Below are 12,394 nucleotides of genomic sequence, written 5' to 3' on the forward strand. Positions count from 1 at the left end.
TCTTCAGGAGTCGGATCGGACCAGCGTCCACAGCACCTCGTCGGCCTCCTTCATCACCCGTCGCACCAGCTCCGCACACGACGGCAGATCCTCGATCACCCCGGCGACCTGCCCGGACGCCATCACGCCGAGGTCCGTGCGGCCGTCCACCATCGACGCCTTCAGCAACATCGGCGTGTTCGCGGCCAGCAGGACCTGGCTCCAGGTCAGGTCCTTGCCGTGCTTCATGGTGAGGCCGTCGCGGATCATGCGCTGCCAGGTCAGGCCGGACAGGCGGCGGAAGCCCGCCGCCCGGCGCACCGCCTGGAACAGGGTTCTCGTACGGCCGGAGTTCTCCAGGGCGTCGACCAGTTCCGTACGGAGCATCCGGTGGGGGAGGCCGTCGACCGCCCTCGTGACCGTGACGTCCTTGACCGTCGCCGCCAGATAGGCCGCCTTCACCGCGTCCGGGACCGTCGAGTCCGAGGTGAGGAGGAAACGGGTGCCCATGGCGACGCCCGCCGCACCGTAGGCCAGCGCGGCGACCAGCCCCCGCCCGTCGAAGAAGCCGCCCGCCGCCACGACCGGTATGTCCACCGCGTCCACTACCTGCGGCAACAACACCGTCGTCGCCACCTCCCCGGTGTGCCCGCCGCCCTCACCGCCCTGCACGATCACCGCGTCCGCACCCCACGCCGCGACCTTCTCCGCGTGCCGTCGCGCCCCGATCGACGGGATCACGACCACCCCCGCCTCCTTCAACTCGGCGATCAGCTCGGCGGACGGCGCGAGCGCGAAGGACGCCACCCGCACACCCTCCTCGATCATGATCCGCACCCGGTCGCCGGCGTCGGCCGCGTCTGCCCGCAGATTCACCCCGAACGGCTCCCGCGTACGGGACTTGACCTCACGGATCGCCTCCCGCAGCCGGTCGGACGACATGGTCGCCGAGGCCAGGATGCCCAGCGCGCCCGCGTTCGCCGTGGCCGACACCAGACGCGGTCCCGCCACCCACCCCATGCCCGTCTGCACGATCGGATGCCGCACCCCGACCAGCCGGGTCAGCGCGGTCTCCATCAGGTGGCCACCTCCCTGCGACGGAGGTCCCCGGGGTCGATGACCTCACGGATCAACCGCAGCTCCTCCGGGGTGGGTTCACGCGTCGACTCCACCTCGTCCGGGATCGCCAGCTCGAAGCCGGTCGCCTCCCTGACCCGCTCCACCGTGACCCCCGGATGCAGCGAGGCCAGCCGCATCGAGCGGTCCGGGGTCGCGAAGTCGAACACACCGAGGTCGGACACGACCCGGGGGATACGGTGGAAGCGAGCCGTCCCCGGGTGCTCGGCGACCCGGTCGTACCCCACCCCGCACACCATGTCGACCTTCTCCACGAACACCCGCCGCGAGTGCCGGGGTATCCAGTAACTCGTCGGATTGTTCAGTGTGTTGATCGGCGCCCCGCGCACCCCGAGCAACTGCCGCTTCGGCCGCGCCCAGTCTCCGACGCACGAGATGTTCTGGTTGCCGTACCGGTCGATCTGGCTCGCGCCCATCATCACGTGCCGCCGCCCCCCGGACACCAGCGCCAGATGCTGCCGGTACGGCAACCAGCCCTCCGGCGTCCCGTCCGGGCGGACGATCATCGCCTCGCCGTCGGTCAGCAGCAGGTCGGGCGCGAAGGTGAGCCGGGCCAGCCGAGCCCCCACGGACGGGATCGGACCCATTGGGCTGGCCAGGATCTCACCGGCGCCGCGCCACGCCTCGGCACAGGCGATCACGCAGTACTCGGAGCGCGACACCTCCGTCAGCCGTACGTCCGTCTCTGTCCGCCGTATGTCCGTCATCCCTGCTCCCCTTCCTGCCAGTTGCGCACCGCCGACCGGTAGTCCGCCTCGTCACCGGCCAGGAAGCGCTCGGAGAACTCCGCCCACGGTGTCGTCGCGTACAGCCGCTGGAAGTCCTCGTCCCTGCCGTGGTCGGGAGCGCACGACGTGAAGTGGGCGCCGCCGGGCGCCTCGACGACCCCGGTCACGTGCAACCGCTTCACGAGCAGGGACTGCGGCGGGGCCTCCTTCGTCAACTCGGCCGTGTCCACGATCCGTTCGCAGGAGACATAGGCCGCGTCCGCCGCCTCGCAGAACAGGTCGTCGAAGTACGGGTCGGGGCCCAGATACTGTCCGTTGCCCAGCCGGTCGGCGCGGTTGACGTGCACCAGGGCCGCGTCCAGCCGCAGTGCGGGCATCGCGACGAACGTCTCCCCGTCCTCGTACGGCGAAGTGACCGTCCGCAGACCGGGGTTGACCCGCATGACGTCCGAACCGATCCCCGCGCGCACCGGCAGGAACGGCAGCCGGTTCGCGGCGGCGTGCAGCCCCCACATGAACATGCCCTCGTCGACCTCCGTCAGCTCGAACGCCCCGCGCTCGCGCGCCGCCCTGTAATGCGGTTCCAGCGGGATGGAATCGAGGGTGACGAAGGGCGCCACCAGCTTGCGGACCCGGCCGGCCGCCACCAGCATCCCGACGTCCGGGCCGCCGTACGACACCAGGGTGAGATCGTCGATGTCGCTCCGTAACAACGCCCTGACCAGCGACATCGGCTTGCGCCGCGAGCCCCAGCCGCCGATGCCGAGGGTCATGCCGCTGTGCAGCCGGGACACGACCTCGTCGGCGGTCATCGTCTTGTCGGTCATCTACGCCCCCTCTCCTCCGGTGTTCACGAATCTCCTCCGGTGTTCCCGAACCTGTCCCGCACCCGGTCGGCCACCCCGCTGACGCTCGCCTCGAAGGTGAAGCCCTGCTCGAAGCGGTAGCTGCGGCGGACGTCGACGGGGTCGATGCCGTTGATCGCGGACTTGGCGAGGCGGATCAGCTCGCCGTCCTTCGCGGCTATCTCGGCCGCCAACTCCAGCGCTGCGGGCAGTAGTTCAGCGCGCGGCACGACCCGCCACACCGAGCCGTGCGCGTGCAGCTCCGCCGCCGTCGCCGTGCGCGAGGTGTAGTACAGGGCGCGCATCAGATGCTGGGGGACCAGCCGGGCCAGATGCGTGGCCGCGCCCAGCGCGCCCCGGTCCAGCTCGGGCAGGCCGAAGGTGGCGTCCTCGCTCGCCACGATCACGTCCGCGTTCCCCACCAGGCCGATGCCCCCGCCCAGACAGAAGCCCTGCACGGCCGCCACGACCGGCACCTCGCACTCGTACACCGCCGCGAACGCCTCGAAGCAGCCTCGGTTCACCCCGACCAGGGCCGACTGTCCCCGCGCCTGTATCTCCTTGATGTCCACGCCCGCGTTGAACCCCCGCCCCTCGGCCGCCAGCACCACACAGCGCACGCCGGGGTCGCGCCCGGCCGCGCGCACGGCGTCGGCCAGGGCGAACCAGCCGTCCACCGGCAGCGCGTTCACCGGCGGGTAGTCGACCGTGATGACGGAAATCGCCTTTTCTGATGAGGAGGTGGAGACACCCATGGACGCATCAGCTACCTTTCCACCAAACATTTGTTAGGTGCGAGGCTTCGAAGCTAGCAGCCGGAGAATCCGAGCGGGAGGCCCTGTGGACAACTCGCGCGACCAGTCGGTCGTCGGCAGAACCGTCCTCGTCACCGGCGGCACCCGAGGCGTCGGCGCCGGGATCGCCCGGGCCTTCGTCGAAGCCGGCGCCCAAGTGCTGACCTGCGCGCGCAGACCGCCCGAAGACCCCGTCAAGGGAACCGAGTTCAGCCCCCTCGACCTCCGTGACCCGGACGCGGTGCGGGAGTTCTTCGCGGCCCTGCCCCGCCTCGACGTACTCGTCAACAACGCGGGCGGCGCGCCGTACCGCCCCCTGGTCGACGCGGAGGCCGAACGGCACGCGCGGATCATCGAGTTGAACCTCCTCGCCCCGCTCACCGCCTCCCTCGCCGCGTACGAACACCTCAAGCGGGCCAAGGGCTCGGTCGTGATGATCGGCAGTGTCAGCGGCAGCCGCCCCTCGCCCGGTTCGGCGGCGTACGGGGCGGCCAAGGCCGGCCTGGAGAACCTGGCCCGCTCGATGGCGGTGGAGTGGGCGCCGGACATCCGCGTCAACACGCTCGTCGTCGGCATGGTCCGCACAGAGCTGGCCCACCTGCACTACGGCGGCGAGGACGCCGTCGAGGCCGTCTCCCGGACCGTCCCGCTCGGCCGGCTCGCCGACCCCTCCGACGTCGGCGCGGCGGCGGTCTTCCTGGCCTCCCCCGCCGCCGCGTACATCAGCGGCGCGAGCCTTCTGGTCCACGGGGGCGGGGAGCGGCCGGCGTTCCTGGACGCGGCAACTGCCAACAAACAGACGTGAGTCGACCGGAGGAGTGAGAACGAGTTGTGCGATCTGAGAGGTGAGGGCGAGTTGAACGACCTGAGAGGTGAGGGCGAGTTGAACGATCGGAGAGGGAGCGCGAGTTGAAGGAGCCGAGCGGAATCTGCGACGGCCGGGTCGTCGTCGTCACCGGCGCGGGCCGGGGCCTCGGCCGCGCCCACGCCCTCGCGTTCGCGGCGGAGGGTGCCCGGGTCGTCGTCAACGACCTCGGTGTCGGCCTCGACGGCACGCCCGACCCCGACAGCCCGGCGGCCCAGGTCGTCGCGGAGATCCGCGCGGCGGGCGGTGAGGCGGTCGCCCACGGCGGCGACATCGCCACCGGCGCGGGTGCGGCGTCCTTGGTGACGACCGCGCTGGAGTCCTTCGGCCGGCTCGACACCCTTGTCAACAACGCGGGTTACCTGCGTGACCGGATGCTGGTCAACCTCGACGAGGACGACTGGGACGCGGTGATGCGGGTGCACTTGAAGGGCCACTTCCTGCCCCTGAAGCACGCGGCCGCACACTGGCGCACGGAGTCGAAGGCGGGCCGCACCCCGACCGCCCGCATCATCAACACCAGCAGCGGAGCAGGCCTGTTGGGCTCACTCGGCCAGGGCAACTACAGCGCCGCCAAGGCCGGCATCGTCGCCCTCACCCTCGTCGCCTCCGCCGAACTCGCCCGCTATGGAGTCCAGGTCAACGCGATCGCCCCCGCGGCCCGCACCCGCATGACGGAACACACCTTCGCGGAGACGATGTCGGCACCCGACTCCGGGTTCGACGTGATGGCCCCGGAGAACGTCTCGCCGTTGGTGGTGTGGCTGGGGTCCGCCGCGAGTTCCGGGGTGACCGGGCGCGTCTTCGAGGCGGAGGGCGGTCGGATCACCGTGATGGAGGGGTGGCGGGCGGGGCCGAGTGTGGACAAGGGGGCGCGGTGGGGGGCGGTTGAGGCGGGGGAGACGGTGCTGAAGCTGTTGGCTGAGGCGGAGGTTCCGGGGGTGGTGTACGGGGCGTAGGCGGAGGAGTGGTGGGCCCACTTCTCGACCGACCGAGCCTGCTGCTGTGCGTCCACTTCTTGGCGGACCGAGTCGGGTGGTGGGCGGGCAGAGGTCGGGAGGCTGGGGGCGGAGCCCCCAGGGACGTTCGTGGATGCATGGGCCGCGCTCAGTGGCACCGCCCGGCCGGAATGCCCCCGGTACCGCACCTCACGTGTCGCATTCCAGCACCGTCCGGCACAGAGAACACCTCGCCCGTACTCGCCCCCGCACCGGCACCCTGATCCGCTGATGACACGTGGGGCAAGGGAACGACACCCGCAAGCTGCCCCCCTGGTCCCCGCTGAAGGCATACGGCACGCCTGTCTGAGCGCCGGGCCCGTGCCGCCGGTCCTGGGCGTAGCGGCGCCGGCCGACCCACCCCGCCGCGGTCAACGGGGGCTGCTGTTCGTCACGTCGGGCCTGGGCCATGCCCTTGACGTACGCCGTGTAGGCCTGCGGACTGGTGAACCACACGGAGGGATCCTCGCCGAAGACCAGCGCCCGCTTGGCGAGGACGTACCCGAACTCCTCCGGCGTGAGATACCCCAGCTTCTGGGAGGACGCCGAGTCCTCCCGGTACGCGTCCAGCAGCAACCACCCCGCCCCCAGATACGTCGCCGCCGTGTCCGTGAGGATCTCGTTCTCGCGGGTGCCGGGGAAGGACAGGTCGAGGCGGTGCAGATAGACGTGCATCACCTCGTGCGCCAGAGCCGCGCCGATGTCCCGCCGATGCGTGCGGAACCGGTCGTTCAACTCGATGAAGTACTCGGGTCCGGCGGTGAGTTCGACGTTCGCCGCATGTGTCATCTCACGGAAGCTGACGATCGGCCGTGCGTCCGGGAGGCGGTAGTGCCGGACCATCTCACGGGCCACCCGCTGCGCTCCGAGGTGCAGGTCGTCCGTGTCGGCGAACGCCACGTCGACGGGGGCCACGCTGGTCGCGAACGTCTGGACGGTGTCGTAGGACAACCGCTTGTAGAGCGCGGTGATGGCGTCCCGCACCGTATCGAGGTGTGGGTAGCCGTGCTCGACCGGTCCGTCGTCCGCCACGTCCACAACCCCCAGAGACGCCCTGAACCCCCATCCACTGTATGCCGACGAGGCGCGGATGCGGCCCCCCATATTTCCCTGACAGATCAGGGCCGGGAGGGCTATGCTCCCCGCGATGACGACCAAGACGATCCACCCTGTTCACAGATCGGGGGTCCCGTCCGCGCAAGGTGAGCGCTGATGCTCCCTCCCACCGCGAACGGGGATTCCCGACTCTCCTTCTGGCTGCGCGTACGCGAGTTCGCCGTACCGCACTCCATGATCGACACCGCTACGGCCCGCCGCCGCGCGGGCGACTGGGCGGGCGCCTGCGCCGCCGCCGGTGTCGACATCGATCTCGATCTACGGTCCGTGACGCGCACCCACGGCCGCGAACTGGCCGCCCGGGTCCGCGCCGATCTCCGCCGGCTCGCCCCCGACCTGCTCCGTTGGCATCTGCCGAGGATCGCCCCGGACGGACTGCTGCGCCCGGGACTGACCATCGCCCTGGCCCGCTACGGCGACGACGCCACGGGCCCGCCGTATCTGGTGGTCCGCACTCCACCGGCCTGGGCGGACGGCGGCCAGCGGATCAGCCTCGCGCTGTGGGACGGCACCCGCCGCGACGCCGACGCCCGTCGGCATCCGCATCCCCGGCCGAGCCGATGGTTCCGCCTCGACCTGCACCGACATCTGTGGGACGCGGGGAGGAGCGGTGAGCTGCGGGTCAGGTCCGGGGCCGATCGGCCACCTGTCGACCGTACGGCGGAGCTGCCGGACACGGTGCCCGAGGGGCGTAGTCGCGCCGTCGACCGGTGGGCCGCCGAGGCGGCGATCCTGCTGCGCGCCGAGGGGCGGAGCGCCGGTCCCGTCATCGTGCGGTTCGGGTCCCGGCACCGGTTGGCACTGACATCGGAGCCGGGCGCGGACTCCCTCCGCATCGCACCGGCACCGACGGACGGCGGGGCCACCGGGCTGCCGGTCCTGCCCGACGCGGCGACCTGGGTCCTGCCCGACCTGGAACTGCTGCGCATCGGCGCGATCGACGCCGACCGGCTGCATCCGCTGGTCGCCGCCGCACTCGCACCGGACCGTCCCGCCCGCGTCCACAGCCCCGACCGTCCCGGGCCGGACCGACCGCACCTGGTCGACTGCCGGGGCGACCGACACCGCATCGGGCTGGTCGACGGGGTCCTCGCACCCCTGGACCACGATCCCGCCGAGATCCGCCGCGAGGAACTGCTCGTCGCGCTCACCGGCACCCCGCTGCCCTGCCTCCAGGTCATCGACGACGCCCACCGCCGCCCGGACTGCCTCACCGGCGTCCGCGACCGCCTCCTGCACGGAGACATCGCCGGCGCGCTGGCCGTCGTAGAAGGGCTGTTGGGTCCTGAAGCGGTGCTGCGCGGCGGGGCGTTGCGGGACGAACTCCAGGCGGCGGCCGAACGGCGGCTCAGGTACGGCCTGTTCAAGGCCGGCCTGGCCGGCCCCGGGCCCCGGTCCGGACGCTTCTGGGAGGGCCGTCCGCACCCCCGGAACCCTCATCCCCGCCGAACCAACAGCCGCTGACCGCACGGGACTTCGCCACCTCCGGTGGGTTCGCCTCCGGAAGGTCCACCTCTGGAAGGTTCGCCTCCAGAAGGTTCGCCCGCCCTCACCCCACGCATGCCTCGGCCCATCCCGACTCGACCCCAAAGGTGACCACACATGCCCACACGCACCCTGTACGCCGCTGCCGGCGCTCCCGCCGAGATCTCTCAACTGGACATCGCCGCCGACCTGTTGACCCTCCTGCGCGACACCACCACGGAACCCCGCCCCGACACCCAACTGGAGGCCCTGAGCCTGGCCGTCGCCGCCGACCTCCCCGTGCTGCTGTGGGGCGAGCCCGGCATCGGCAAGACGGCCGCCCTCACCCAGCTCGCCGCCTCCCTGGATCTGCCGCTGACCACGGTGATCGCCAGCGTCCACGAGCCGTCCGACTTCTCCGGGCTGCCCGTCGTCGGCGACGATCCCGCCGAGCAGGGCATCCCGATGGCCCCGCCGGACTGGGCCGTACGGCTCGTACGGGCGGGCCGGGGGCTGCTGTTCCTGGACGAGTTGTCCACCGCGCCGCCCGCCGTGCAGGCCGCGCTGCTGCGGCTGGTGCTGGAACGGCGGATCGGCGCGCTCCAACTCCCGCCCGGGGTAAGGATCGTGGCCGCCGCCAACCCGCGGTCCTCGGCGGCCGACGGCTGGGAGCTGAGCCCGCCGCTCGCGAACCGGTTCGTGCACCTCCAGTGGACCCACGACCACGAGGTCGTCGTCCGCGGTCTCGGCGGCACCTGGCCCCGGGCCACCCTGCCGCGGCTCGACCCGGAGAAGCTGCCCGAGGCCGTGGACCACGCGCGCCGCGCGGTGTGCGGGCTGCTCACCGGCCGCCCCAAGCTCGTCCACCAGCTCCCCGGCAGCGAGACGCGGCGCGGCGGCGCCTGGCCCTCGCCCCGGAGCTGGGAGACGGCGATGTCCCTGATCGCGTTCGCGACCGCGGCCGGTTCCTCCCGCGAGGTGCTGTCCCTGCTGGTCAGAGGCACGGTCGGGGACGGCCCCGGCCTGGAACTGCTGGCCTGGGTGGACCGGATGGACCTGCCCGACCCCGAGCTGTTCCTCGCCGACCCGACGGCCGGTGAACTGCCCGCGCGCGGAGACCTGCGCCAGGCCGTCCTCGACGGTGTGGTGGCCGCGGTCCGCAACCGTCCCGAGCGGGCCCGCTGGGACGCCGCGTGGGCGCTCCTGGTGCGTGCGTTGGAGACCGGCGCCCCGGACCTGGTCGTCGTCCCCGCGACCACCCTCGCCGCGCTGCGCCGCGACGACTGGGACGTGCCCGCGTCCATCGAGCGACTCGCCGGGGCGATCTCCCTCTCCCAGCGGGCGGACCGCGCCGCCGAGGCCGCGAAGGCCCGCCGATGAACACGGTGACCCCTCTCGACCGCGACAAGCTCTTCGCCGCCCGCCTCTACGCCGCCCGCGCCCGCCCCTACCTCGCCACGGCCCTGTTCGCCCTGCACACCGTCGAGTCGCGGCAGGTGCCGACGATGGCCGTCGACCGCCACTGGCGCTGCTACGTCTCACCGGGCTTCGTGGACCGGACGACGGTCGAGGACCTGGCCGGCGTCTGGGTCCACGAGGTCTCGCACCTGCTCCGCGACCACCACGGCCGCAGCGACCGTCTCGCCCGCGAACGCGGACTGACCGGCCCGGGGGAGCGGCTGCGGATGAACATCGCCGCCGACATGGAGATCAACGACGACGCGTACGGCGACGGCCTGATCACCCCCGAAGGCGCGATCCAGCCGAAGACACTGGGGCTGCCCGCCGGGAACCTGATGGAGGACTATCTGCGCTGGTTCCAACTCGGGTCGCGCACCCAGGGGTTGGCGTGGCTGGACTGCGGCAGCGGCGCCGACGGCCTCGACCGGGACTGGGAGCTGGGGCCGGACGGCGCGGACGGCCTCAGCGAGCAGCAGCGCGACGCCGTCCGCTTCCGGGTCGCGCAGGGCATCACCGGCCGCCCCGGCAGCACCCCCGACGGCTGGCGGCGCTGGGCCGAGGAGGCGTTCCATCCGCCGCAGCCCTGGCGGGAGTTGCTGGGCGCGGCGGTCCGCTCGGCGGTCTCCGCCCCCGGCGCGGGCGAGGACTACACCTACGGCAGACCCTCGCGCCGCGCGGTGTCACTGCCCGGCGTGGTGCTGCCGAGCCTGCGCCGCAGACCGCCCCGGGTCTGTGTGGTCATCGACACCTCCGGGTCGGTCAGCGACGCCGAGTTGGGCAGCGCGCTCCTCGAAGTCGCCGCCATCTCCCGGGCGGTGGGCGGCCGCCGCGACCTGGTCACGGTGGTGCCGTGCGACGCGGCGGCCCGGGTCGCCCAGCCGCTGTGCCGCGCCGAGGGCATCGAACTGCTGGGCGGCGGCGGCACCGACCTGCGCGCCGGTTTCGCCAGGGCACTGCGCACCCAGCCCCGGCCCGACGCGGTCGTGGTCCTCACCGACGGCCAGACCCCCTGGCCGTCGGCGCGACCGTCGTGCCGGACGGTCGTGGGCCTGTTCCCACGCCGGTACTCGACCGGGGCGTACGCCGAGGACGACCCCGACTACGTGCCGGACACACCGCCGGACTGGGCCCGTGTCGTCGAGATCGGCTCCGCGCCCGTCTCCCGATGAGCACGCAGGACGACGGACTCCCCGCTGAACGGCGCCTCTTGGAGCTCCAGCACCCACACGTCGTTCACGCCCTCCCGGAGCACGGCACCGGGGACGTACAGCTCCCGCTGCGGCCCGGCCGACCAGTACCGCCCGAGATTGAACCCGTTGACCCACACGAACCCCCGCGTCCAGCCCGGCAGTTCGAGCACGGCGTCCCCCGCGCCGCGCACCTCCGCGATGCCGCGGTACAGCCCTGGGGAGCCGTCCGAGGGCAGCTCCCGCGCCGGGACCCCCTCGACGTCGTCCAGCGCGTCCCACCGCAGCCCACGCGCGCGTACGTCGTGCAGATACTGCCGCTCGTGCAGCAGCCCCCCGGTGATCCCCTTCGGTTCCCCGAGCCGCGGCCCGTAGTTGACCCTCCCCAGGGACTCCACCCACACCTGCACACGCGCGTGCCCGGCGACAGGCTCCTTGAGCTGCTCGTCGCCCTCCGTGAGGACCCCGGCCCGTTCCCCGTCGACGTACACCACCGCGAGGTCCCGCAGCCCGCGCGCGGTGAGCGGATACGGGGGACGCGGTCCCGGAACGGTCACTTCGTAGCGCACGATTCCCCGCTCGACGCCCAGTTGCTCGAAGGTCGGCGGGACCGGCGTCCCGATCTCCGGCCCACCGCGCGCCTCCAGCACGTCGTCCAGGGACGTCCAGCCGGTCAGCCGCGCCTCGGCCCGGTGGCCCAACACGGCGGGCGCGGGCGGGAGTTCGGGCAGCGGGCCGTCGGCGTACTCGGCGAGGACCTCGCGCAGCCGCCAGAACTTCTCCGTGGGGAGCCCGTGCTCGTCGATCGGGGCGTCGTAGTCGTACGACGTCACATCGGGCTCCAACGGCCCCTCGTGCAGGGCGCCGCCGCCCCGGTTGGCGCCCGCCCAGCCGGCGAAGTTGGTGCCGCCGTGCGCCATGTAGAGGTTGACCGACGCGCCGCACTCCAGGATCTCCCGCAGCGCGTCGGCCGCGTCCCCGGCATCGCGGACGACATGCTCGCCGCCCCAGTGGTCGAACCAGCCGCACCAGAACTCCATGCACATCAGCGGCCCCTCGGGCTGCCGCCGGCGCAGCGTCTCGAACGCCTCGCGCGCGTGGGACCCGAAGTTCACCGTGGCGAGGACACCGGGGACCGAGCCGCCGCTCAGCATGTGGTCCTCGGGACCGTCCGAGGTGAACAGCGGGACGGTGACGCCCTGTTCGCGCAGCAGATCGGCCACACGGCTCAGATAGACCGCGTCGGAGCCGTAACTCCCGTACTCGTTCTCGATCTGCACCATGATCACCGGACCGCCGCGATCCAGCTGTCGGGAGACGACCTCGGGCAGCAGCCGCTCGAACCAGCGCTCCAGGTGCCCCATGAAGCGCACGTCACGCGTACGCGCGCGTGCCCCCACCTCCCCGGTCACCCAGTACGGCAGCCCGCCGTTCTCCCACTCCGCGCAGATGTACGGCCCCGGGCGCACGATCGCCCACAGGCCCGCCTCCCGGGCCGCGTCCAGGAACCTGCCCAGCGCCGCCACGTCCCGGAAGTCGCCCGGCGCCGCCTCGTGCAGGTTCCACGGGACGTACGTCTCCACGCAGTTGAGGCCCATCGCCCGCAGCATCGCCAGCCGGTGTCCCCAGCTCGCCTCGTGCACCCGGAAGTAGTGCAGTGCCCCGGACAGCAGCCGCACCGGTCGCCCGTCCAGCAGGAAGTCCCTGTCGCCCACCGTGAACTCACTCATGCCCCGACTCTCTCCCCTTGGCGCCGATCACGTCCATGGACAAAGATCACCCCTACTTGGACGCAGCAGACCGAGCGGTGCGTGAGGAGA

Annotated in this window: 11 protein-coding genes; 5 read left to right on the plus strand and 6 right to left on the minus strand. The window is 72.3% G+C overall.

The window, feature by feature from the left end:
• Nucleotides 1–3: 3 nt before the first annotated feature.
• The 4 genes from ACIRRY_RS10965 to ACIRRY_RS10980 are packed head-to-tail and all read right to left on the minus strand — an operon-like array spanning nucleotide 4 to nucleotide 3,444.
• A complete protein-coding gene (locus ACIRRY_RS10965; RefSeq protein ID WP_403970556.1) occupies nucleotides 4–1,056 on the minus strand; it encodes an NAD(P)H-dependent flavin oxidoreductase in 1,053 nt (350 codons plus the stop codon).
• A complete protein-coding gene (locus tag ACIRRY_RS10970; protein WP_403970560.1) occupies nucleotides 1,056–1,823 on the minus strand; it encodes a CoA-transferase subunit beta in 768 nt (255 codons plus the stop codon). Before ACIRRY_RS10970 ends, ACIRRY_RS10965 begins: the two co-directional genes overlap by 1 nt.
• Complete coding sequence (locus ACIRRY_RS10975; RefSeq protein WP_403970564.1) at nucleotides 1,820–2,671, minus strand: CoA transferase subunit A; 852 nt, start codon at nucleotides 2,669–2,671, stop codon at nucleotides 1,820–1,822. Before ACIRRY_RS10975 ends, ACIRRY_RS10970 begins: the two co-directional genes overlap by 4 nt.
• 23 nt (nucleotides 2,672–2,694) lie before the next feature.
• Complete coding sequence (locus ACIRRY_RS10980; protein WP_403970567.1) at nucleotides 2,695–3,444, minus strand: enoyl-CoA hydratase family protein; 750 nt, start codon at nucleotides 3,442–3,444, stop codon at nucleotides 2,695–2,697.
• Nucleotides 3,445–3,529: 85 nt separating this feature from the next.
• Between ACIRRY_RS10980 and ACIRRY_RS10985 the strand changes: the two genes are divergently transcribed.
• Together ACIRRY_RS10985 and ACIRRY_RS10990 are read left to right on the plus strand one after the other, a co-directional pair.
• Nucleotides 3,530–4,288, plus strand: a complete 759-nt coding sequence (locus ACIRRY_RS10985; RefSeq protein ID WP_403970569.1) for an SDR family oxidoreductase — start codon at nucleotides 3,530–3,532, stop codon at nucleotides 4,286–4,288.
• A 104-nt stretch (nucleotides 4,289–4,392) separates the two neighbouring features.
• On the plus strand, nucleotides 4,393–5,307 hold the full coding sequence (locus ACIRRY_RS10990; RefSeq protein WP_403970572.1) for an SDR family oxidoreductase: 915 nt from the start codon (nucleotides 4,393–4,395) through the stop codon (nucleotides 5,305–5,307).
• Between the two features lie 189 nt (nucleotides 5,308–5,496).
• On the opposite strand, the gene ACIRRY_RS10995 is transcribed toward ACIRRY_RS10990, so the two are convergent.
• Nucleotides 5,497–6,378, minus strand: coding sequence for a hypothetical protein (locus tag ACIRRY_RS10995; RefSeq protein WP_403970575.1), 882 nt, complete (start codon nucleotides 6,376–6,378; stop codon nucleotides 5,497–5,499).
• A gap of 180 nt (nucleotides 6,379–6,558) precedes the next feature.
• Between ACIRRY_RS10995 and ACIRRY_RS11000 the strand changes: the two genes are divergently transcribed.
• The 3 genes from ACIRRY_RS11000 (at nucleotide 6,559) to ACIRRY_RS11010 (ending at nucleotide 10,556) form a co-directional block, all read left to right on the plus strand.
• Nucleotides 6,559–7,926, plus strand: coding sequence for a hypothetical protein (locus ACIRRY_RS11000; protein ID WP_403970578.1), 1,368 nt, complete (start codon nucleotides 6,559–6,561; stop codon nucleotides 7,924–7,926).
• A 138-nt stretch (nucleotides 7,927–8,064) separates the two neighbouring features.
• Entirely contained in the window at nucleotides 8,065–9,306 is a 1,242-nt protein-coding gene (locus tag ACIRRY_RS11005; RefSeq protein WP_403970581.1) for an AAA family ATPase, read from the plus strand.
• Nucleotides 9,303–10,556, plus strand: coding sequence for a VWA-like domain-containing protein (locus ACIRRY_RS11010; RefSeq protein ID WP_403970584.1), 1,254 nt, complete (start codon nucleotides 9,303–9,305; stop codon nucleotides 10,554–10,556). Before ACIRRY_RS11005 ends, ACIRRY_RS11010 begins: the two co-directional genes overlap by 4 nt.
• Here ACIRRY_RS11010 and ACIRRY_RS11015 read toward each other — a convergent pair.
• Nucleotides 10,487–12,304, minus strand: a complete 1,818-nt coding sequence (locus ACIRRY_RS11015; RefSeq protein ID WP_403970587.1) for a beta-galactosidase family protein — start codon at nucleotides 12,302–12,304, stop codon at nucleotides 10,487–10,489. The genes ACIRRY_RS11010 and ACIRRY_RS11015 overlap by 70 nt on opposite strands.
• Nucleotides 12,305–12,394 lie beyond the last annotated feature (90 nt).

Origin of the sequence: Streptomyces sp. NPDC101776, from assembly GCF_044766845.1 — a bacterium.
In the GTDB taxonomy this organism is placed as follows: domain Bacteria; phylum Actinomycetota; class Actinomycetes; order Streptomycetales; family Streptomycetaceae; genus Streptomyces.

What these genes read in the sequence shown, in the direction of transcription:
- ACIRRY_RS10965 (WP_403970556.1), bottom strand. Translation starts at nt 1,056, where the DNA reads ATGGAGACCGCGCTGACCCGGCTGGTCGGGGTGCGGCATCCGATCGTG.
- ACIRRY_RS10970 (WP_403970560.1), bottom strand. Translation starts at nt 1,823, where the DNA reads ATGACGGACATACGGCGGACAGAGACGGACGTACGGCTGACGGAGGTG.
- ACIRRY_RS10975 (WP_403970564.1), bottom strand. Translation starts at nt 2,671, where the DNA reads ATGACCGACAAGACGATGACCGCCGACGAGGTCGTGTCCCGGCTGCAC.
- ACIRRY_RS10980 (WP_403970567.1), bottom strand. Translation starts at nt 3,444, where the DNA reads ATGGGTGTCTCCACCTCCTCATCAGAAAAGGCGATTTCCGTCATCACG.
- ACIRRY_RS11000 (WP_403970578.1), top strand. Translation starts at nt 6,559, where the DNA reads ATGCTCCCTCCCACCGCGAACGGGGATTCCCGACTCTCCTTCTGGCTG.
- ACIRRY_RS11005 (WP_403970581.1), top strand. Translation starts at nt 8,065, where the DNA reads ATGCCCACACGCACCCTGTACGCCGCTGCCGGCGCTCCCGCCGAGATC.
- ACIRRY_RS11010 (WP_403970584.1), top strand. Translation starts at nt 9,303, where the DNA reads ATGAACACGGTGACCCCTCTCGACCGCGACAAGCTCTTCGCCGCCCGC.
- ACIRRY_RS11015 (WP_403970587.1), bottom strand. Translation starts at nt 12,304, where the DNA reads ATGAGTGAGTTCACGGTGGGCGACAGGGACTTCCTGCTGGACGGGCGA.